Genomic DNA, 19909 nt, shown 5'->3' with positions numbered 1-19909 from the left:
CTTCACCAGGCGAACGTAGGGTCCCCGCACCGTTGCCCGTACGCGAAGGTCACGTGGGAGAGAAACCGATGAGCATCCGCGACGTCTACATCGTCGACGCCGTCCGCACCCCGATCGGCAAGTTCGGCGGTTCCCTCTCCTCCGTCCGCCCGGACGACCTCGCCGCCCACGTCGTCAGGGCGCTCGTGGAACGCACCCCGGACCTGGACCCGGCCCGCATCGACGACGTGTACTTCGGCGACGCCAACGGCGCGGGCGAGGACAACCGCGACGTGGCCCGAATGGCCGTCCTGCTCGCCGGGCTGCCCACCTCGGTGCCCGGCGTGACCGTCAACCGGCTCTGCGGCTCCGGCCTGGAAGCCGTCATCCAGGCCGCCCGCGCCGTCGCCCTCGGCGACGCCTCCGTCGCCGTCGCGGGCGGCGTCGAGTCCATGTCGCGGGCCCCCTGGGTGCTGCAGAAGCCCGAGCGCGCCTTCCCGGCCGGGCACCAGCAACTGCACTCCACGACCCTCGGCTGGCGCATGACCAACCCGAGGATGCCCGCCGAGTGGACCGTCGCCCTGGGCGAGGGCGCCGAACTCGTCGCCGACAAGCACGCCCTCACCCGCGAGGCCCAGGACGCCTTCGCGCTCGCCAGCCACCAGAAGGCGGCCGAGGCCTGGGCGAAGGGTCTGTACGACGGCGAGGTCGTCCCGTACCCCGGCTCCGAGCTCGTACGGGACGAGTGCATCCGCGACAACACGTCGCTGGAGGCCCTGGCCCGGCTCAAGCCCTCGTTCCGCCCCGACGGAGGCACCGTCACCGCGGGCAACGCCTCCCCGCTCAACGACGGCGCCGCCGCCCTGCTCATCGTCGACGAGGAGGGCCTGCGGGCGACCGGCCGCGAACCGCTCGCCCGGATCCGCGCCTCCGCCGTCACCGGCATCGAGCCGCAGCTCTTCGGACTCGGCCCCGTGGAGGCCGTGCGCAAGGCGCTCGACAAGGCGGGCCGCGGCTTCGGCGACCTCACCACGTTCGAGCTGAACGAGGCCTTCGCCGCCCAGTCCCTCGGCTGCCTCGCCGAATGGCCGGAACTCGACCCTGCCGTGGTCAACCCCCGGGGCGGCGCCATCGCCATCGGCCACCCGCTGGGCGCCTCCGGCGCGCGCCTCGCCGGCGCCGTCGCCCACCAGCTCGCCGCGGCCGGCTCCGGCACCGGCCTGGCCGCGCTGTGCATCGGCGTCGGCCAGGGCCTCGCGCTCGTCCTGGAGCGCTGACCCCCCGCACCACGGCACGCGAAAGGGGTGGCCCGGAGACTCCGGACCACCCCTCACCGCACGCGTTCCCTACCCCTGCGGCGCCTGCGCCTCCGCGATGGACTTCCGCACCTCGTCCATGTCCAGACCGCGCGCCTGGCCGATGACGTCCTCCAGGGCTGCCTCCGGCAGCGCGCCGGGCTGCGCGAACACCGCGACCTTGTCGCGGACGATCATCAGCGTCGGGATCGAACGGATCTCGAACGCCGCCGCGAGCTCCTGCTGCGCCTCGGTGTCCACCTTCGCGAACACGAGGTCCCCGTGGCGCTCGGAGGCCGCCTCGTAGACCGGCCCGAACTGACGGCAGGGGCCGCACCACGAAGCCCAGAAGTCGATGAGAACGAACTCGTTCTCGCTCACGATCTCGTCGAAGTTGTCCTTGGTGAGCTCGACAGTGCTCATGCTTCCTACCTCTCCGGGGCCGGCGTCCTTGGCGCGCCTTCCTCACGGTCCTCTGGGGACCCGCCCGGCACAACGGCGTATCGAGCCGCGCTATTCCAGGCCCCTGCCCGGCAGACTGTGTGCCATGACACGAACGGCGCGGAACGAGCACGAGTACGAGTACGACGTGGTGGTCCTGGGAGCGGGGCCGGTCGGCGAGAACGTGGTGGACCGGGTGCGTGCCGCCGGGCTCGGCGTCGCGGTCGTGGAGGGCGAACTGGTCGGCGGCGAGTGCTCGTACTGGGCCTGCATGCCCAGCAAGGCGCTGCTCAGGCCCGCCATCGCCCGCTCCGAGGCCCGCAAGGTGCCCGGACTGCGCGGCCACGCCTACGGCCCCCTCGACGCCCGCGACGTCCTCGCCCACCGGGACTCCGTCGTGGGGGACTGGAAGGACGACGGCCAGGTGGCGTGGGTGGAGTCCACCGGCGCCCGCCTCTTCCGGGGCCACGGCCGGTTCCTCGGGCCCCGCCGGGTCCTGGTGGAGGGTCTCGAGGGCGACCGCCATGTGCTCGCCGCGCGGCACGCCGTCGCGGTCTGCACCGGCAGCCGTGCCGTCCTGCCCGACCTGCCCGGACTCCACGGGGCCGGGCCCTGGACGAGCCGCGAGGCGACCAGCTCGTCGCAGGTTCCCGGGCGGCTCGTGGTCGTCGGCGGGGGTGTGGTCGGCGTGGAGATGGCGACGGCCTGGCAGGCCCTCGGCTCACACGTGACGCTGCTCGTACGGGGCGGGGGAGTGCTGCCGAGGATGGAGCCGTTCGTCGGCGAGCACGTCGTCACCGCCCTCGCCGAACGCGGCGCCGACGTCCGTACGGGCGTCACCGTCGCCGCCGTCGTACGGGACGGGCGCACCGGCCCGGTCAGCGTCGTCCTGGAGGGCGGCGACCGGGTCGAGGGCGACGAGGTGCTGTTCGCGACCGGCCGCCGGCCGCGGACCGAGGACATCGGCCTGGAGACGGTCGGCCTGGAGCCGGGGGCCTGGCTCCCGGTGGACGACAGCCTGCGCGTGCCGGGCCACGACTGGCTGTACGCCGTGGGGGACGTCAACCACCGGGCGCTGCTCACCCACCAGGGGAAGTACCAGGCGCGGATCGCGGGCGCGGCCATCGCGGCGCGGGCGGCCGGGGGCGACGTCCTGGACACCGCCGCCTGGGGCCCGCACGCCGCGACCGCCGATCACACGGCCGTCCCCCAGGTGGTGTTCACCGACCCCGAGGCGGCCTCCGTCGGTCTCAGCCTCGCCGCGGCCGAGGCGGCCGGGCACCGGGCGCGCGCCGTCGACGTCGACATGGCGTCGGTCGCCGGGGCCGGTCTGTACGCCCCGGGCTACCGGGGGCGCGCGCGCCTGGTCGTCGACCTGGACCGCGAGACCGTCCTCGGCGCCAGCTTCGTCGGCCAGGGCATCGGCGAACTCCTCCACTCGGCCACCGTCGCCGTCACCGGCGAAGTGCCGATCGGGCGCCTCTGGCACGCCGTACCCGCCTACCCGACCCTCAGCGAGATCTGGCTGAGGCTCCTGGAGGCGTACCGGGACGGGGCGGACACGCCGTGAGCGGCGGGGAGCGCGTCAACGACTACGACGCCTCCTGCGCCGACTGCGGCCTGCCGGTCCCCGCGGGCGCCGGGCTGCTGCGGCACGGGGCCAAGGGCTGGGAGGTCTTCCACCCCGCACACGCCCCGAAGCCGGGCCCGCCGCCGCGCGGCACTCATCCGGGGTGGCACCGGCGACGGCTGTTGGCATTGGATATTGGATCCACCGGCCATCGGCCGGGGGTCGACCGGATCCGATCGGCGGCTCTGCGGGGCAGCGACGGGACGGCGCACGACTGGATCCTGGATATTGGATCCGATATCCAACCTCCGGCCGACGTCGCTCCCGACGGCCTTCCCGACGGCCTTCCCGACGGCCATTCCGACGGCCTTCCCGACACCCCTCCCGCCCCGCGTCCCGACCCCCTCCCCTCACCCCTCCCCCCACCCCTCGCCCTGGAAGAGCTCGCCACCCTCCTCGCCGCCCACCTCGCCACCGGGGAACTGCTGGTCGTCTGGTTCGCCCCGCACGTCCTGAGCACCCTGCACGCCGAGCTGCTCCGCCACGGCCTGCCCCCGCTCGCCGAGCGGCTGCCCGCCGGGGTGGCGCCCGTGTGCGACCCGCTGGTCCTCGACCGGCACGCCGACCGCTACCGTCCCGGTAGCCGCTCGCTGCGGGCGGTCACCGAGTGGTACGGCGTCCCGCACGCCGCTCCGGGCGACCCGGCATCGGACGCCGGGGCGAGCCTGCTCGTGGCCCAGGCCGTCGCGGCCTGCCATCCGCCGCTGGCCCGGCTCTCCCGGCCGGCCCTGCACACGGAGCAGATCATCTGGTACGCGGAGCAGACGAGCCGTCATCCCGACGCGCTCGACTGGCCGTTCACCCCGGTCGAGCCGCTGCCCTGGGAGCCGCTTCCGGAGGGCTGAGCTCAGGCGGGCGGGACCAACAGCGCGGCCGCCGCGCGGGCGGCGTCCAGGGCGGGCCGGGAGTCCCGTACCGACTCCTGGCCGAGGACCACGCGGGTGCTCAACCCGTCGAGGAGAGCGAGGAGTTCGGAGGCGCGAGCGGGCGCGTCCAGCGGGGCGAACTGGGACCGCTCGACGCCCTTGACGAGCAGCGCCTCCAGGTCCTCCTGCCAGCCCCGGTCCAGTTCGCGCTGGGCCTCGCCCAGTTCGGCGTTGGCCGGGGTGCGGGCCCACAGTTCGATCCACAGCGTCCAGCGCGGGTCGCGCGGTCCGCGCGGCAGGTAGAGCCGCAGGAAGAGGTCGAGCCGGCGCGGCGCCGTGATCCGGCGGGCGAGCAGGGCCCGCCGCTCCTCGGCCAGGGCGGCCTCGCTCCAGCGCAGGGCGGCGAGCAGGAGCAGGTCCTTGCTGCCGAAGTAGTACAGGATGTGGCCGCCGCTGGTGCCGAGGCGTTCGGCCAGCGCGGACATGGTGAGCGCGGCAAGACCGTCCTCGGCGATGGCGGTCGTGGCCTCCTCCAGCATCCGCTCCCGCGTGATGCCGCCGTCCCGCCGCCGTCCCGCCCGCGCTGCGCCTGCCACCGCTCCCGGCCCCGTTCCCGCTCGTTCGTCCTCGTGCCCTGGGGCACGTCCCTGCGAGATCGACCCTAACCGCTTTCCGCCGAGGTCTTGACGTGGCCGGAACTCATCGCACATCTTGAATGCCGTTCAAAGAGTTAGAACGCCATTCAAGAAGCGGTGTCCGTGACCGGACGCGGCAGGACGACAGGAGCGCGCTGTGCCCGGACAGGAGAAGCCGCCCGTGACAGCGGGCCGGGACGAGGTGTTCCAGGTCGAAGGGCATGGCATCGACCCCATCCCCGACACCGAACGCCACGGCGGGGCCAGGGACCTCTTCTGGCTCTGGTTCGGCTCGAACCTCACCTTCACCTACGTCATCAACGGCGCCCTGGCCGTAGCCTTCGGCCTCTCCTTCTGGCAGGCCACCGTCGTCGTCGTGCTCGGCGGACTCTCCTTCTTCGTCATCAGCGCCGCCGGCCTCAGCGGGGTGCGCACCGGCACCGCCACCCTCGTCATCTCCCGCGCCGCGTTCGGCGTCCGAGGCAACTGGCCCGCGGGACTGCTCAACTGGGTCGTCAGCATCGGCTACACGATCGTCAACACCGTCGTCGGCACCCTCGCCCTCGAAGCCTTCCTCGCCGACCTCGGCTGGAGCGGCGGCCCGTTCCCGCGCGCCCTCGCGCTCGCCGTCACCCTCGCCCTGACCTTCGCCGTCGCCCTGTGGGGCCACGCCACCGTCCAGTGGGCCGAACGCTGGATGGCCTACGTCCTCGCCGTCGGCTTCGCCGTCCTCATCGCCCTCGTCCTGCCCGGCACCGACACCGCCGCCCCCGCCGCCGGTCCCGGCGCCTCCGGCTGGAGCCTCGCCCTCGTCGTCATGTTCGCGGGCCCCTTCTCGTACGTCCCGATGCCCGCCGACTACACCCGCTACCTGCCGCGCACCACCTCCCTCAAGGCACTCACCTGGAGCGGCGGTCTCGGCGGCCTGATCTCGTCCGTGGCGCTCGGCGTCGCGGGCGTCGCCGCCGCGACCCAGGCGGACATGACCGACGCGGTCGCCGGCACGGAGGGGCTGCTGCCCGGGTGGTTCCAGCCGGTCTTCCTCGCGCTGGTCCTCGGCGGCTCCGTCACCAACTCGATCATCACGCTCTACTCGTCCAGCCTGAACCTCCAGGTCCTCGGCATCCCCTGGAGCCGCGCCCGCGCGATCCTCGTCAGCGCGGGCGTCACCGCCGCGGGCTCGCTCGGCGCGCTGTTCCTCGTCGACTTCACCACCTCGCTGCTCTCCTTCCTCTCCCTCCTGATCATCGTGTTCGCCCCCTGGGGCGGCGTCTTCCTCGCCGACATGGTGCTGCGCCGCTGCACGTACGACGCCGAGGCCCTGCACCGCGCGGGGGACGGCCCCTACCGGTACCGGGCCGGCTGGCACCCGGCCGGCCTGGTCGCGCTCCTCGCCGGAATGCTGTTCGCCGCCCTCACCTGCGACTCCGAGCTGTGGACCGGCCCCCTCGTCGCCCCGCTGGGCGGCGCCGACCTCACCCTGCTCGGCTCCGTCGTCTCGGCCCTCGTCTACGTCCTCCTGGCCCGCCGCACCGTGCGGCCCGTCGCGGCCTGACCGGCCGCCCCGCCCCAGCCCCCGCTCGGACGATCCATCCCTCACGACTCGAACCTCACGACTCGAAGCTCAAGACTCGAACCGCCCTCCCCCAAGGCTCGAACCGCCCCCCTCAAGAGAAGAAGACCCGAATGAACCGCCCCACCCCCGCCGACCTCCTCCTCACCCGGGCCCGCGTCCACACCGTCGACCCCGCGCTGCCCGAGGCCCAGGCCCTCGCCGTCCGGGACGGCCGGATCGTGTGGGTCGGCACCGACGCCGAGGCCGAGGCCTGGGCCGGACCGCACACCCGCGTCCTCGACGCGGGCGGCCGGCTCGTCCTGCCCGGCTTCGTCGACGCCCACAACCACGTACGCCTCGGCTCCGACGACGCCTGCGTCCAACTGGCCGGCGCCCGCGACCTCGACGCCGTGCACACCCGCATCCGCGCCTGGCACGCGGCCCACCCCGACGCGGCCTGGATCGAGGCCGAGGCCTTCGACTACTCCGTGATCCCCGGCGGACGGATGCCCACCGCCGCCGACCTGGACCCCGCGACCGGCGACACCCCCGCGCTCGTCCTCAGCTACGACGTCCACACGGCCTGGCTCAACACCGCCGCCCTGCGCCGCCTCGGCGTCCACGCGGGCCACACCGAGCTGCCGTTCGGCACCGCCGTGACCGACCCGGCCACCGGCGAACCCACCGGATTCGTCAAGGACTTCGCCGTCAAGGGACTCTCCCGCGACGGACACCGTGCCCTGCGCGAACTCGGCGTCCCGTGGGCCTCGCCGGACCGGCAGTACGGGCGCCTCGCCAAGAGCCTGGACGACGCCGCCCGTTACGGCATCACCACCGTCGTCGAACCGCAGAACTCCCTCGACGACCTCGCCCTCTTCCAGCGCGCCCGCGCCGAGGGCCGGCTGCGTTCCCGGATCGTCGCCGCGCTCTTCCACCCGCGCGGCACCACCGAGGCGGACCTCGACGCGTTCGCGGCGGCGGCCGAGGAGTTCGCCGACGACCGGTTGCGCGTCGGCCCGCTGAAGCTGTACATCGACGACGTCGTCGAGCCCCGTACCGCCGCCCTCCTCGAACCGTACGCCGGCTGCGGACACCACCGGGGCGACACCTTCTACCCGCCCGAGGAGTTCGCCGAGCTGCTCACCCGCCTCGACGCGCGCGGCTTCCAGTGCTTCGTGCACGCCACCGGCGACCGGGGCATCCGCACCGTCCTCGACGCCGTCGAGCGGGCCCGGGCCGTCAACGGGCCCCGTGACGCCCGCCACCAGATCGTGCACGTCGAATGCCTCGACCCCGCCGACACCCCGCGCTTCGCCGCCCTCGGCGTCACCGCCTGCATGCAGCCCCGGCACGCCGCCCCCGACATCGCGGGCCCCGGCCAGGACTGGGCCGAGAACATCGGCCCCGAGCGCTGGCACAAGGCCTGGCCGCTGCGCAGCCTGCACCGCGCGGGCGCGCTGCTCGCCCTGTCCAGCGACTGGAACGTCGCCGAGATGGACCCCATGATCGGCATCCATGCCGCCGTCACCCGCCGCCCGCCCGGCGGCGGCGCGGCCTGGACCGCCGGCGAGACGATCGACGTCGCCACCGCCGTCGAGGGCTACACGATGGGCTCGGCGCGCGCCAACTTCCTGGAGCACGAACGTGGTTCGCTGACCGTCGGCAAGCTGGCCGACTTCGTCGTCCTGTCCCGGGACATCCTCCGCGTCGACCCCGACGCCATCCCCGGCACGGTCGCGGAGACGGTCGTCGTGGGCGGGGAGATCGTGCACACCCTCGGCTAACGGGAGCGCCGGAGAAGGGTGTTGAGCCGGGCCGCCTGCCGGGTCAGGTGCTCGCGTTCGGCGAGGTCGGTGGCCCGGTGGGCCGCCTCCTCGTACAGGCGCGCCGCCGTCGGGAGGTCGCCGTCGCGCTCGTGGAGGTACGCCGCCACCGCCGAGTGGCGGGGGAGCGAGGCGTCCAGTTCCGCGAGGGCCGCGAGCCCGGCGCGCGGGCCGTCGGCCTCGCCCACGGCGACCGCGCGGTTCAGCCGGACGACCGGGCTGTCGGTGAGCCGGGCCAGCTCGTCGTACCACTCGACGATCTGCACCCAGTCGGTCTCCCCGGCGGTGGGCGCGTCCGCATGGAGCGCCGCGACGGCGGCCTGCGCCTGGAACTCGCCCAGCCGGTCGCGGGCGAGGGCCGCCTGAAGGATGCCGACGCCCTCGGCGATCAGCGCGGTGTCCCACCGGCCGCGGTCCTGCTCGGCGAGCGGCACCAGACGCCCGTCGGGCGTCGTCCGGGCGGCCCGCCGGGCGTGGTGCAGCAGCATGAGGGCGAGCAGCCCGGCCACCTCCGGATGGTCGATGCGGGCGGCGAGCTGCCGGGTGAGCCGGATGGCCTCGGCGGCGAGGTCGACGTCCCCGGAGTAGCCCTCGTTGAAGACCAGGTAGAGGACGCGCAGCACGGTGGCGACATCACCCGGCCGGTCGAGGCGCACGCCGGAGACGGTGCGCTTGGCCCGGCTGATGCGCTGTGCCATCGTCGCCTCCGGCACCAGATAGGCCGCGGCGATCTGGCGGGTCGTGAGCCCGCCGACGGCGCGCAGCGTCAGCGCGACCGCCGACGCCGGGGTCAACGACGGGTGGGCGCACAGGAAGTAGAGCCGCAGCGTGTCGTCCACCGCGGGCGCCGGACCCGGCGCCGGTTCCTCGGCGGCCCGGTCCTCGCGCCGGCGCCGGGCGGCGTCGGCGCGGGTCGCGTCGAGGAACTTGCGCCAGGCCACGGTGACCAGCCAGCCCTTCGGGTCCCGTGGCCGGCCGGCCGCCGACCCGGTCCGGAGCGCTTCGACCAGGGCCTCCTGTACGGCGTCCTCGGCCGCCGCGAAGTCGGCTCCGCGGCGGACGAGGACACCGATCACGCTCGGGGTGAGGCTCCTGAGCAGGACCTCGTCCATGGGGGAGGTCACTCCGTGATGGTGGGAGGGGCGGTCAGGAACGGACGCACCTCCAGCCACTCGTGGATCGGCTCGCCGCCCGCCCCGGGGGCGGCGGACAGCTCCCCGGCCAGTTCGACGGCACGGTCGTAGTCGGCCACGTCGATGATCATCCAGCCGGCGATGAGGTCCTTCGTCTCCGCGAACGGGCCGTCGGTGACCGGCGGGCGCCCCTCGCCGTCGTAGCGGACCCAGGCTCCCTCGGGGGCGAGCGCCTGGCCGTCGACGAACTCGCCCGTCTTCTCCAGCCGCGCCGCGAAGTCGTTCATGTACCGCACGTGGGCCGTGATCTCCTCCGGGGTCCATCGGGCCATCGGCACGTCGTTGACCGCAGCCGGGGCGCCTCGGTAGTGCTTCAGCAGCAGGTACTTGGCCATGATGTCTCTCCTCGGTCTCCTGCGACCCATAGTGGCCGCGTCCACCCCTGGGACGGAGCCGGACGCGCGATCTCGACATCGCCGCCGGATTTTCTTTCCTGGGATTCACGGCCGGGGCGGCGCGACGTGGAAGCGTGTGCGAAACGGAATGGTGTGCTCGGATTTCAAGATCGTAATGTTGTCGACATGACTGAAAAGATGCCCTCCGAGTCCGCCGCCGTCGCTCCCTTCCCGCCCGTACTGACCCGACACGCCGAGGCCGAGACCTGCGCCGACCCGAGCAGCGTCATGACGCTGCTCGCCGACTCGCACCAGACGGCCGACGGCTTCACCAGCTACCGCTCCACCTTCGCCAAGGGGGCCGTGGGCGCGCCCGCGCACTTCCACACCAAGGCCACCGAGCTGTTCTTCGTCATCAGCGGCTCCCTCCGGGTCCTGGTCGACGACGAGATCACCGTCCTGGGCGCCGGCGACTTCCTCGCCGTGCCGCCGCACACCCCGCACGCCTTCGCCGCCGCGCCGGGCTGCGAGGCGGACGTCCTGTTCGTCTTCACCCCGGGCATGGGCCGCTTCGACTACCTGCGCCTCCTCGGCCGGGTCATGCGCGGCGAGGCCGACTTCCAGGAGATCGCCGACTCGGCCGAGCAGTACGACAACCACTACGTCGACAGCCCGGTCTGGCGCGCCGCCCTGGAGGCATCCGCCTGACCAGCTCAGCCATCCACCCTGGCTGACTCTCCGTCATCTCTCGTACCCCCTCGCCCCGGTCGTCCGGACCGCCACCAGGACGCGGCCGGACCACCCGACCAGGTGAAGTGAGCAGACTCCCTTACGTCGCGCGGTCCACCTGCGGCAGGCTCACCCCACCATGGCTTCACCATGGCCACGGCGGGGCACGCACACCCGCTCCGCCGCCGCTGCCCGCATGTGAAGGTGGACGCGATGACCGGCAGACGCAGGGTGCTCGCCAGGATGCTGACGATGTGTCTGATCCTGGGCGCGGGAGGGTGGTCGGGGCCCGGCGCGGCCCGCGCGGACAGCGCACCGCCCGCGCCGGTCCCCGCCGGGCGCGCCGCCGCCGCCGACCAGACCACCGTGTCGCACGACGACTTCCGCACCGGCTGGGACCAGGACGAGCCCGGCCTCGCCCCCGAGCAGGTGTCCAGCTCCGACTTCGGCCAGCAGTTCTCGACCGCCGTCGACGGCCAGGTCTACGCCCAGCCCCTCGTCGTCGGCGGCACCCTCGTCGTCGCCACCGAGAACAACAAGGTCTACGGCCTCGACGCCGCCTCCGGAGCCGTCCGGTGGACCCGCGGCCTGGGCGCCGCCTGGCCCGCCTCCGCCATCAGCTGCGGCGACCTGGTGCCGAACATCGGCGTCACCTCGACCCCCGTGTACGACCCGGCGAGCAACGCCCTCTACCTCACCTCCAAGGTGAACGACGGGGCCGACGACCAGCACCCCAACTGGTACGTGCACGCCGTCGACCCCGCCACCGGCGCCGAGCGCAGCGGCTGGCCCGTCAAGGTCGCCGGCGCGCCGACCAACGACCCGGGGCGCGCGTTCAACCCGTACACCGCCGCACAGCGCCCCGGGCTGCTCCTCATGGGCGGCTCCGTCTACGCGGCCTTCGCCTCGCACTGCGACCACGGCCCCTACGTCGGCTACGTCCTCGGCGTCGACACCTCGACCCGCAAGACGACCCTGTGGGCCAGCGAGGACTCCTCCGCCAACGGCATGGCCGGCATCTGGATGAGCGGCGGCGGACTCGTCTCCGACGGGCCCGGCCGGATCATCCTCACCACCGGCAACGGCGTCACCCCCGCCCCCGGCCCCGGCAGCATGCCCCCCGGGCAGCTGTCGGAATCCGTCGTCCGGCTCGGCGTCAACAGCGACGGCACCCTGTCCGCGCAGGACTTCTTCAGCCCGTCCAACGCCAACCAGCTCGACCTCAACGACACCGACCTGGGCTCCGGCGGCCCCGTCGCCCTCCCCGGCACCCCCTTCGGCACGAGCGGCCACCCCAGGCTGCTCGCGCAGATCGGCAAGGACGGCCGGCTCTTCCTCCTTGACCGCGACGACCTCGGCGGGCGCTCCCAGGGCCCCGGCGGCACCGACAAGGTCCTCGGCACCTTCGGACCGTACGAGGGTGTCTGGGGGCACCCCGGGGTGTACGGGGGGCAGGGCGGCTACGTCTACACGATCGGCTCGCGCGGCCCGCTGCGCGCCTTCGCGTACGGCCTCACCGGCGCCGGCGAACCCGCGCTCACCAACACCGGGAGCAGCACGGAGACCTTCGGCTACACCTCCGGCTCGCCCGTGATCACCTCCACCGGCACCAACCCCGGCTCCGCGCTCGTCTGGGCCGTACACGCGGACGGCACCAACGGCGCCAACGGCCGGCTCCGCGCGTACGACGCCGTCCCCGTGAACGGCACGCTGAAGCTGCGCTGGTCCGCGCCGATCGGCACCGCCGCCAAGTTCACCGTGCCCGCCACCGACGGCGGCCGGATCTACGTCGGCACCCGCGACGGGCACGTCCTCGCGTTCGGGCGCCCCGCCAACACCGCCCTCACCGCCGCCCCCGTCGACTTCGGCCAGGTCGCCGTCGGCTCCACCGGCGGCGCGACCGCGACGGTCACCGCCACCCGCGACGTGACCGTCAGCGCCGTCACCACCCCGGCCGGGGGAGCCTTCACCGCGAGCCCCACCGGCCTGCCCCGCACCCTCCACAACGGCGACACCTACTCCGTACCGGTGTCCTTCGCACCGACCGCGCCGGGACCGGACAGCTCGGTCCTCACCTTCGCCACCGACCTCGGCGACAGCGCCCTCGGGCTCACCGGATACGGCACCCGGCCCGGCCTCGCCGCCGCGCCGACGACCCTCGACTTCGGCACCGTGGCCACCACCACCGAGAAATCCCTCGGCGTCACCTTCACCAACACCGGCACCCAGCCCGAGACGGTCTCCGCGACCGCCTCGCCGGGCGCCCCCTTCAGCACCACCGGCCTGCCGGCCGCCGGCACCGTCGTCCAGCCCCAGCAGTCCGTCTCCGTCCAGGTCTCGTACGCCCCCACCACCAACGGCACCGACACCGGCACCCTCTCCGTGACCGGCCAGAACGGCACCGCGACCGTGGACCTGACGGGCAGCGCCGTCACCGGCGAGGCCCGCCTGACCGTCACCCCCACCTCGACCGACTTCGGCACGGTGAAGGTCGGTCAGTCCGTCACCAAGACGTTCGACATCAGCAACACCGGCAACATCCCGCTCACCATCACCAAGGCCAAGCCGCCCGCCGCCCCCTTCCACGTCACCAACCCCCTCAGCGAGGGCCAGGTCCTCGGCCCCGAGGACGTCGTCCACCAGGCCGTCACCTTCTCGCCGACCTCCCTCGGCACCGTCCAGGCCGTCTACGCGCTCACCTCCGACGACGGACACGGCGCGCTGAACGAGAACCTCACCGGCACCGGAGCCGCCGGCAGCGGCGTCACCGTCCCCGGCCCCAACGCCGGCGGCTGGACACTCAACGGCAACGCCCTGATCTCCGGCGGCGACCTCCAGCTCACCCAGGCCACCCCCGGACAGCGCGGCACCGCCGTCTGGCCCGTGCCCGTGCTCACCGACGGCCTCAAGGCCACCTTCACCACCGTCATCGGCGGCGGCGACGGCGCCGACGGACTCTCCTTCGCCCTCCTCGACCCCGCCAGGACCACCCCGGGCGCCCTCGGCGCCGGAGGCGGCGGACTCGGCTACTCCGGCCTGCCGGGCACGGCCGTCACCTTCGACACGTACGACAACGGGACGAACGACCCCTCGGCCAACTTCGTCGGCATCGCCACCTCGGGCAGCGGCGACGCCCTCACCTACGCCTCGACCACGACGAGCGTGCCCAACCTGCGCTCCGGCGGCCACACCGTGAACATCGCGGTCACCGGGCGCACCCTCACCGTCTCCGTCGACGGCACCCAGCGGCTCAGCACCAGCGTGGCCTCACTGCCGCCCACCGCCCTCCTCGCCTTCACCGGATCCACCGGCGGCAGGACCGACATCCACGCCGTCCGCAAGGCCACGATCACCGCCACGGCGTACGCGGTGCCGCCGCCGGGCCCCAACGGCTGGACGTACAACGGCAGCGCCAAGCTCTCCGGCACCACCCTCGAACTCACCCCCGTCCAGACCTACCAGCGCGGCTCCGCGATCCAGGCCACCGCCGTGCCCTCGGCCCAGCTGAAGGCCCGGTTCACCGCCACCGTCGGCGGCGGCACCGGCGCCGACGGACTCGCCCTGCTGCTGCTCGACGCGAGCCGCGCCACCCCCAAGGCGCTGGCCGCCAACAGCGGCGGCAGCCTCGGCTTCGCCGGACTGCCGGGCGTCGCCGTCACCCTCGACACCTTCGACAACGGCGCCAACGACCCCTCGGCGAACTTCGTCGCGGTCGCCACCGGAGGCAGCGGCACCACCCTCACCTACGCGGCCACCGCGACGAACGTCCCCGACCTGCGCACCGGCAGCCACACCGTCGACGCCGTCGTCACCTCCACCGGCCGCCTCCAGGTGAGCATCGACGGCACCCGGGTCATCGACGTGGCCGTGACGCTCCCGAAGAACGTCCTCGTCGGCTTCAGCGGCACCACCGGCGGCCGCACCGACCGGCACGCCGTCACCGGCGTGCGGATCGGCTACTGACCGGGGAACGCGCGGTCGATCCCCGCACCGGCGGCGGTCCTCAGTGGCCGTCGCCGCCCGACGTCACCGCCATCCGGCGGGTGAACGACTTCCCGCCGTCCACCGACTCGTACACCCCGTCCTGGGTGGCCGCGAGGAGCCGGCGCGCGTCCACGGCGGTCAGCGCCTGCGGCGCGCCGCCCGGCACGGTCGACACCCGGCTCCAGGTGCCGCCCGCGTCCGCGCTGCGCAGCAGCACCCCGTCGGGGGCGACGCCGAACAGGGCGTCCGGGGCGCCCCACGACACGTACGCGACGAGCCGCCCGGAGAGCGGCCGGCCGAAGGTGCGCCCGTCGTCGGTGCTGCGGACCACGCCCTGCTCGGTGGTGGCGAGCACGGTGCCGGGGGCGCCGGGAGCGACGGCGATGTCCAGGAGTCCCAGCTCGGCACGGTCCTCCCAGGCGACCCCGTCGCGGCTGACCCGCAGCCGCCCGTTGGTGCTGTCGTAGCCGTACACGGTCGCGTCGGCGGAGATGTCGAGGGAGTGGAAGTCGACCTCCCCGGCGAGCGACCTGGTGGTCCAGGAGGTGCCCTTGTCGGCGGAGGAGATCAGACCGAGGTTGGACGGGCCGCCCGTGCCGGGGGCCGGGTGGCCGCTGGCGAGGAAGTCGCCCTTCGGGGTCACCGTGAACCCCATGAAATCGTCCTTCCGGTCACCGACGAGGGCGGGCCGCCCGTCGGCGCCGGGCGTGTAGACGCCCTCGTGGGTGGCGACGTACAGCTTCCCGGCGGCGCTGCCGACACCGTGGATGTGGCTGAGCGCGGTGGTGGCGTCGGAGCCCGCCTTCGAGCCGGGCGCGTCGTCGGAGCCGCAGGCGGTCAGGGCGAGGGCGAGGGCCGTGGTGAGTGCGGCGGCGAGGGCGGCGCGGTGCTTCTTCATGTGTCTGTGGTCCCAGGGGTACGGGGGAGGGGGCGGCCCCGCGCGGGGGTGCGGGGCCGCCTGGGGAAGGGCAAGGGGGCGGGTTGGATCCTGGATCCAGGATTTTGGATCCTGCATTTTGGATCCTGGATCCAACCCGTCAGAGCCGACCGTCAGAGCCGACCGTCAGAGCCGACCGTCAGAGCCGACCGTCAGAGCCGACCGTCAGAGCCGACCGTCAGAGCCGTTCGAGGATCTTCTTCAGCTGGGCGATCTCGGCCGCCTGAGTCCGGACCACGTCGTCGGCCACCTTCTTGGCCGCCGCGTCACTGCCGTTCTTCTGCTCGGTCTTCGCCATCTCCACCGCGCCTTCATGGTGGGCGATCATCAGCTCGGCGAACTTGCGGTCGAAGGCCTTGCCCTTCGTGGCGGCGAGGGCGGTCATGTCCGCGTCGGACATCATCCCGGCCATGCCGTGTCCGCCGCCGCCCATGCTCTCGGGCTTGCCCCAGGTCTTGAGCCAGCCCTTCATCTTCTGGATCTCCGGGTCCTGGGCCTTCTCGATCTCGCCGACCAGCTTCTTGATCTCGGCGTCCTCGGCGCGCCCGTCGGCCAGCTCGGCCATCTTCAGGGCCTGCTCGTGGTGCGGGATCATCATCTGCGCGAACATCACGTCCGCGTCGTTGAAGGCCCCGGCCGACGCGGACGCCGACGCGGAGGCGGAGGTCTTCCCGCCGTGGTCCATGCCGCCCATGGAGTCGCCGGAGTCGGAGCCCGAGCAGGCGGCGAGCAGCAGCCCGGCCGCCGCGACGGCGCCGGTCATCGCGAGCTTGCGGGTCGTACGGGTACGGGTCTTGCGGGTGGTGAAGGCACGCATGTGTGTCACACCTCGTGTGTGCTGTCGTTCGTTCGTGGGTGGGCCGATCACGTCTGCGGGCAGCGCGAGGCGCCCGCGGTGGCGAAACGGCCTAGATCCGCAGGATCGACAGCTGGGCGAGGTCGGGTGGGCGCGGCGGGGCGTTCGGGCCGAGGAAGGGCAGCAGCCGCGCCAGGAGCGGGGCGATCCCGTCCGCGCGGCGGCCGAGGGCGGCCCTGAGGAGGGCGGCGAGCAGCCAGACGCCGAGGATGGCCACGCAGAGCGTGGTCATGTCCATCCCCATGCCGGAACCGTGAGTGGAGCCGTGAGTGGAGCCATGGGTGGAGTCGTACGTGGAGCCGTACGTCTTCTCGTACGGGGTCGCGTCCGCCGACATCCCCCGGGAGCCGGACTCGTGGTGCTGCGCCGGCCGCGCCGGGGCGGCGACGTGCTGGACGGCCCCGACTGCCGTCGCGGCCATCCCGTCGCCCCCTGAGAAACCCCCTGAGGAAGTCCCCGAGGAACCCTCCGGGTGCCCGACCGAGTGCATCACGAAGACGCCGAGCGCCAGCACGACGACGAGCAGCAGGTGCGCCATGGCACCTCCCGCTCGTGTGGCGCTGCGTCCCGCCCGTCCCACGTGCACGTCGTCGACCTCCTGCCCCGACGATACCGAACCAGGCGCCGGATACCCCGCACGGGTACCAGACGTGTCGCCTCGTCGTGGTGGTGAGCGCGACGGGGGCGCGGCCGGTCACTCCGGCAGCTCACCCGCCATCGCCGCGGCCATCCGCAGATGCGGCGCGGCCTCCGCCGCCCTGCCCTGCCGCTCCAGCGTGCGGCCGAGCATCAGCCGGGCATAGTGCTCCACCGGGTCGCGCTCCAGGACGGTGCGGAGCTCCTCCTCGGCACGGGAGAGCTGGGCGGAGTGGTAGTACGCACGGGCGAGCAGCAGTCGCTGGGCCGTCTGGTCCGGGTGCTCGGCGACCAGACCGCGCAGGATGCGTACGGCCGTCAGGTACTCCTTCGCCTCGAAGAAGAGCTGTGCGCGGTCCCACTGCTCGCCCGCGGTCCCGAACTCGTAGTACGTCTCCTCGCTCACTGCTCCGGCTCTCTCTCCTGGGGGTGGAAATCCTGGGGTGGACCTCCTTGTGCCCCCTGTAACACCGCCATGTGTTTGAACATTCCACCAATATTGCGGCGCGGGTCCACGCCGTACCGGGGACCTGTGGCCCCCCGACAGGAATAGGTTGAACGCCATGAGCAATCTTGATCGCCAGGCCGCCCTCCAGGTCTGCGGCGGACGCGGATTCGTCGTCGCCGAGCCGGTACGGGAACTCCTCAGCCCCCGCCACGTCCAGCTCGGCGAATCGACCGAGGTGCGCCGCCTGCTCCCCAACCTCGGCCGCCGCATGGTCGGCGCCTGGGCCTTCGTCGACCACTACGGCCCCGACGACATCGCCGACGAACCCGGCATGCAGGTCCCGCCCCACCCGCACATGGGGCTGCAGACCGTCAGCTGGCTCCACCAGGGCGAGGTCCTGCACCGCGACTCCACCGGCAGCCTGCAGGCCATCGGGCCGCGCGAACTGGGCCTGATGACCTCCGGCCGGGCGATCTCCCACTCCGAGGAGAGCCCCCGCGACCACGCCCGCTACCTGCACGGCGCACAGCTCTGGGTCGCCCTCCCCGACGCCCACCGGCACGTCGAACCCCACTTCCAGCACCACGCCGAACTCCCGCACGTCACGGCCCCCGGCCTCACCGCCACCGTGATCCTCGGCGAACTCGCCGGCGCGGTCTCCCCGGGCACGACGTACACCCCGATCACCGGCGCCGACCTGACCCTCACCGCCGGCGCCGAGGTCCGCCTCCCCCTGGAGCCGGACTTCGAGTACGCGGTCCTCGCCATGTCCGGCGAGGCCCACGTCGACGGCGTCCCCGTCCTCCCCGGCTCCATGCTCTACCTCGGCTGCGGCCGCAGCGAACTCCCCCTGCGCGCCGACTCCGACGCGGGCCTCATGCTCCTGGGCGGCGAGCCCTTCGAGGAGGAGATCGTGATGTGGTGGAACTTCGTGGGGCGTACGGACGAGGAGATCCGCGTGGCGCGCGACCAGTGGATGACGGGCGACCGCTTCGGTGAGGTGAAGGGGTACGACGGCGATCGGCTGGACGCGCCGGAGGTCCCGGCGACGCAGCTGAAGGCGCGGGGTCGGGTGCGCTGACCTGTGGCTTCTCCGTCGGGCCGAGGGGGGGGGTGGGGACGCTCCGCCCCTGGCTGTGGTCGTGACTCCGTCAGCGCTGGGTGTGGATGAAGCCGATCTTGTCGATCTCGTCGCCCGAGCGGCCGTGGAAGCCGCTGATCTGCCAGCCGGGAGGGGCGGTGTCGGTGACGCAGTCGGAGGTCGGTGTCCCGCCGGCGAGGGTGCGGCCGAGGCTGGTGGTGAACCTGGCGTGGAAGATCCGGGTGCGGCCGTCCTTCTGGGCCCGGCACAGGTACGCGGTGGTGACGTACTCCTCGCTGCCGAGTGTGAGGGAGGCCGTGGTGCCTCCGGTTCCGCCGTGGGCGAGCGTCGTGCCGTTGCCCAGGGTGAGGGCCAGCCGGTCGATCCGGGAGCCGGCGCTCACGGTGAGGGTGGTGGCACGGGCGCCGGTGGGGACGCTGTCGAGGTCGTTGAAGGGATCGCCGTGCGGTCCGCCGAACTGGTCGCTCAGCCGGAAGGCCGGGTTGCGCGACCAGGAGAGGTTCACCGCAATCGGGTCGTGGTCGGAGAGCATGCGTCCGTCGGTGGTGAGGAACGCGGCGTGCTCGTTGGCGTAGGAGGTGGCCTTCAGGGAGACGAGCCGGCTGCCGCGGTACAGGACCTTGTCCACGACCTCGCAGGTGGGTGGCACGGTCGGCTGGGACTGATCGCACACGAGGGCGTCGCTGCCCTTGGCGGGCGGGGTGCCGGCGCGGATCAGCTCGACCCAGGCGTCGGTGAGCGCGTTGGCGGCGGCGAACTCGGCGATGGTGTCGCCGGCGCGGGTGTAGCGGGTGTTGGTGTCGCCCATGACGACGACCGCGTTGCCGGCCGAGTGGGTCGTGATGAAGGCGGTGAGCTGGTTCAGGTTGTCGGCGCGGGACTTCAGGTCTCCCGCGTTCGTACCGGCGTTGGTGTGCAGGTTGTAGAAGTCGACGTACACGCCTTCGGCGAGGCGCTGCCGGGCGAAGGTGAAGCCCTTGGGGGTCAGGCAGTCGCCGGAGTCGTACTGGCAGGAGTTCCAGCGCACCCGCTCGAAGTCGTCCCTGTCGTCAGGGGACTTCGACAGGGTGTTGAGCCCGCTGCCGATACCCGCCCCGCCGCTGGTGGGGGTGCGGTGGGGGTGGGCGGTGTCGGCGGCGTACAGGCGGGCGTGGTAGTTGAAGTCCTCCTGGGCGTGGACGACGTCGTACGGCGCGATCCGCCTGCCGATCTCCGTGGTGGCGGGTTCGCGTGGCGTCGGGGCGCTGGAGAGGCTCTCGGGCAGGCCGGCCACGTTGTACGTGAGCACGCTGAAGGCGCCCGAGTCGGCGGCCGTCGTCGCGGTCGCCGGGGGCGCCGTCGCGGTGAGTCCGGCCAGAGCGGCCGCCGTCGCTGTCAGACAGGCGAGAAGTCTGCGCATGGGGGTCTCCTGGAAGGTGCGCGGAAGCGGTGGGGGAGTACGCGGCCGCGGCCAGGCCCGGGCGGC

17 protein-coding genes are annotated in these 19909 nt (G+C 73.3%); 8 read left to right on the top strand and 9 right to left on the bottom strand.

Annotation, left to right across the window (positions count from 1 at the left end):
* The first annotated feature begins 68 nt into the window (after nucleotides 1-68).
* A complete protein-coding gene (locus ACZ3ZE_RS08355; protein WP_361173250.1) occupies nucleotides 69-1256 on the top strand; it encodes a thiolase family protein in 1188 nt (395 codons plus the stop codon).
* Nucleotides 1257-1325: 69 nt separating this feature from the next.
* Here ACZ3ZE_RS08355 and trxA read toward each other — a convergent pair whose 3' ends face one another.
* Nucleotides 1326-1697 (bottom strand): thioredoxin, encoded by a 372-nt coding sequence (gene trxA / locus ACZ3ZE_RS08350; protein WP_361173253.1) that lies wholly within the window; start codon nucleotides 1695-1697, stop codon nucleotides 1326-1328.
* 124 nt (nucleotides 1698-1821) lie between these two features.
* On the opposite strand from trxA, the gene ACZ3ZE_RS08345 reads away from it, so the two are divergent.
* Complete coding sequence (locus ACZ3ZE_RS08345) at nucleotides 1822-3285, top strand: dihydrolipoyl dehydrogenase family protein (protein ID WP_467258023.1); 1464 nt, start codon at nucleotides 1822-1824, stop codon at nucleotides 3283-3285.
* Nucleotides 3282-4190 (top strand): 3'-5' exonuclease family protein, encoded by a 909-nt coding sequence (locus ACZ3ZE_RS08340; protein WP_467258021.1) that lies wholly within the window; start codon nucleotides 3282-3284, stop codon nucleotides 4188-4190. The genes ACZ3ZE_RS08345 and ACZ3ZE_RS08340 overlap by 4 nt, the downstream gene beginning before the upstream one ends.
* Nucleotides 4191-4192: 2 nt before the next feature.
* Here the strand turns inward: ACZ3ZE_RS08340 and ACZ3ZE_RS08335 are convergent, their stop codons facing one another.
* The gene (locus ACZ3ZE_RS08335) at nucleotides 4193-4750 is read right to left on the bottom strand and encodes a TetR/AcrR family transcriptional regulator (RefSeq protein ID WP_442304819.1); all 558 of its coding nucleotides are present in this window, start codon (nucleotides 4748-4750) and stop codon (nucleotides 4193-4195) included.
* Between the two features lie 253 nt (nucleotides 4751-5003).
* Between ACZ3ZE_RS08335 and ACZ3ZE_RS08330 the strand changes: the two genes are divergently transcribed.
* Together ACZ3ZE_RS08330 and ACZ3ZE_RS08325 are read left to right on the top strand one after the other, a co-directional pair.
* Nucleotides 5004-6401 (top strand): purine-cytosine permease family protein, encoded by a 1398-nt coding sequence (locus ACZ3ZE_RS08330; RefSeq protein WP_467258018.1) that lies wholly within the window; start codon nucleotides 5004-5006, stop codon nucleotides 6399-6401.
* 131 nt (nucleotides 6402-6532) lie between these two features.
* A complete protein-coding gene (locus ACZ3ZE_RS08325; RefSeq protein ID WP_467258016.1) occupies nucleotides 6533-8185 on the top strand; it encodes an amidohydrolase in 1653 nt (550 codons plus the stop codon).
* Here the strand turns inward: ACZ3ZE_RS08325 and ACZ3ZE_RS08320 are convergent.
* Together ACZ3ZE_RS08320 and ACZ3ZE_RS08315 are read right to left on the bottom strand one after the other, a co-directional pair.
* Nucleotides 8182-9336 (bottom strand): RNA polymerase sigma factor, encoded by a 1155-nt coding sequence (locus ACZ3ZE_RS08320; RefSeq protein WP_467258551.1) that lies wholly within the window; start codon nucleotides 9334-9336, stop codon nucleotides 8182-8184. The two genes, ACZ3ZE_RS08325 and ACZ3ZE_RS08320, sit on opposite strands and share 4 nt — an antisense overlap.
* Before the next feature lie 8 nt (nucleotides 9337-9344).
* On the bottom strand, nucleotides 9345-9752 hold the full coding sequence (locus ACZ3ZE_RS08315) for a YciI family protein (protein WP_361173271.1): 408 nt from the start codon (nucleotides 9750-9752) through the stop codon (nucleotides 9345-9347).
* A 186-nt stretch (nucleotides 9753-9938) separates the two neighbouring features.
* On the opposite strand from ACZ3ZE_RS08315, the gene ACZ3ZE_RS08310 reads away from it, so the two are divergent.
* Both ACZ3ZE_RS08310 and ACZ3ZE_RS08305 read left to right on the top strand, forming a co-directional pair.
* On the top strand, nucleotides 9939-10460 hold the full coding sequence (locus tag ACZ3ZE_RS08310) for a cupin domain-containing protein (protein WP_467258014.1): 522 nt from the start codon (nucleotides 9939-9941) through the stop codon (nucleotides 10458-10460).
* Between the two features lie 234 nt (nucleotides 10461-10694).
* Nucleotides 10695-14444: a choice-of-anchor D domain-containing protein gene (locus ACZ3ZE_RS08305; RefSeq protein ID WP_467258011.1), complete on the top strand. Its 3750-nt coding sequence runs from the start codon at nucleotides 10695-10697 to the stop codon at nucleotides 14442-14444.
* 40 nt (nucleotides 14445-14484) lie between these two features.
* Here the strand turns inward: ACZ3ZE_RS08305 and ACZ3ZE_RS08300 are convergent, their stop codons facing one another.
* From ACZ3ZE_RS08300 to ACZ3ZE_RS08285, 4 genes are all read right to left on the bottom strand, one after another.
* Entirely contained in the window at nucleotides 14485-15363 is an 879-nt protein-coding gene (locus ACZ3ZE_RS08300; RefSeq protein WP_467258009.1) for a F510_1955 family glycosylhydrolase, read from the bottom strand.
* Between the two features lie 217 nt (nucleotides 15364-15580).
* On the bottom strand, nucleotides 15581-16219 hold the full coding sequence (locus tag ACZ3ZE_RS08295; RefSeq protein WP_363292051.1) for a DUF305 domain-containing protein: 639 nt from the start codon (nucleotides 16217-16219) through the stop codon (nucleotides 15581-15583).
* 91 nt (nucleotides 16220-16310) lie between these two features.
* The gene (locus ACZ3ZE_RS08290) at nucleotides 16311-16796 is read right to left on the bottom strand and encodes a hypothetical protein (protein ID WP_467258007.1); all 486 of its coding nucleotides are present in this window, start codon (nucleotides 16794-16796) and stop codon (nucleotides 16311-16313) included.
* Nucleotides 16797-16952: 156 nt separating this feature from the next.
* Nucleotides 16953-17300, bottom strand: coding sequence for a tetratricopeptide repeat protein (locus ACZ3ZE_RS08285; protein ID WP_361173290.1), 348 nt, complete (start codon nucleotides 17298-17300; stop codon nucleotides 16953-16955).
* A gap of 157 nt (nucleotides 17301-17457) precedes the next feature.
* Here ACZ3ZE_RS08285 and ACZ3ZE_RS08280 point away from each other — a divergent pair, with 157 nt between their 5' ends.
* Nucleotides 17458-18423 (top strand): pirin family protein, encoded by a 966-nt coding sequence (locus ACZ3ZE_RS08280; RefSeq protein ID WP_361173293.1) that lies wholly within the window; start codon nucleotides 17458-17460, stop codon nucleotides 18421-18423.
* 70 nt (nucleotides 18424-18493) lie between these two features.
* Here the strand turns inward: ACZ3ZE_RS08280 and ACZ3ZE_RS08275 are convergent, their stop codons facing one another.
* On the bottom strand, nucleotides 18494-19843 hold the full coding sequence (locus ACZ3ZE_RS08275; RefSeq protein WP_363292059.1) for a jacalin-like lectin: 1350 nt from the start codon (nucleotides 19841-19843) through the stop codon (nucleotides 18494-18496).
* Between the last annotated feature and the right edge of the window lie 66 nt (nucleotides 19844-19909).

This window comes from Streptomyces sp. NPDC023157 (assembly GCF_055560575.1).
Note: the sequence above shows the minus strand (reverse complement) of the source record. Positions and strands in the feature narration are given on the sequence as shown.

What these genes read in the sequence shown, in the direction of transcription:
- ACZ3ZE_RS08355 (WP_361173250.1), top strand. Translation starts at nt 69, where the DNA reads ATGAGCATCCGCGACGTCTACATCGTCGACGCCGTCCGCACCCCGATC.
- trxA (WP_361173253.1), bottom strand. Translation starts at nt 1,697, where the DNA reads ATGAGCACTGTCGAGCTCACCAAGGACAACTTCGACGAGATCGTGAGC.
- ACZ3ZE_RS08345 (WP_467258023.1), top strand. Translation starts at nt 1,822, where the DNA reads ATGACACGAACGGCGCGGAACGAGCACGAGTACGAGTACGACGTGGTG.
- ACZ3ZE_RS08335 (WP_442304819.1), bottom strand. Translation starts at nt 4,750, where the DNA reads ATGCTGGAGGAGGCCACGACCGCCATCGCCGAGGACGGTCTTGCCGCG.
- ACZ3ZE_RS08325 (WP_467258016.1), top strand. Translation starts at nt 6,533, where the DNA reads ATGAACCGCCCCACCCCCGCCGACCTCCTCCTCACCCGGGCCCGCGTC.
- ACZ3ZE_RS08320 (WP_467258551.1), bottom strand. Translation starts at nt 9,336, where the DNA reads ATGGACGAGGTCCTGCTCAGGAGCCTCACCCCGAGCGTGATCGGTGTC.
- ACZ3ZE_RS08315 (WP_361173271.1), bottom strand. Translation starts at nt 9,752, where the DNA reads ATGGCCAAGTACCTGCTGCTGAAGCACTACCGAGGCGCCCCGGCTGCG.
- ACZ3ZE_RS08310 (WP_467258014.1), top strand. Translation starts at nt 9,939, where the DNA reads ATGACTGAAAAGATGCCCTCCGAGTCCGCCGCCGTCGCTCCCTTCCCG.
- ACZ3ZE_RS08305 (WP_467258011.1), top strand. Translation starts at nt 10,695, where the DNA reads ATGACCGGCAGACGCAGGGTGCTCGCCAGGATGCTGACGATGTGTCTG.
- ACZ3ZE_RS08300 (WP_467258009.1), bottom strand. Translation starts at nt 15,363, where the DNA reads ATGAAGAAGCACCGCGCCGCCCTCGCCGCCGCACTCACCACGGCCCTC.
- ACZ3ZE_RS08295 (WP_363292051.1), bottom strand. Translation starts at nt 16,219, where the DNA reads ATGCGTGCCTTCACCACCCGCAAGACCCGTACCCGTACGACCCGCAAG.
- ACZ3ZE_RS08290 (WP_467258007.1), bottom strand. Translation starts at nt 16,796, where the DNA reads ATGGCGCACCTGCTGCTCGTCGTCGTGCTGGCGCTCGGCGTCTTCGTG.
- ACZ3ZE_RS08280 (WP_361173293.1), top strand. Translation starts at nt 17,458, where the DNA reads ATGAGCAATCTTGATCGCCAGGCCGCCCTCCAGGTCTGCGGCGGACGC.
- ACZ3ZE_RS08275 (WP_363292059.1), bottom strand. Translation starts at nt 19,843, where the DNA reads ATGCGCAGACTTCTCGCCTGTCTGACAGCGACGGCGGCCGCTCTGGCC.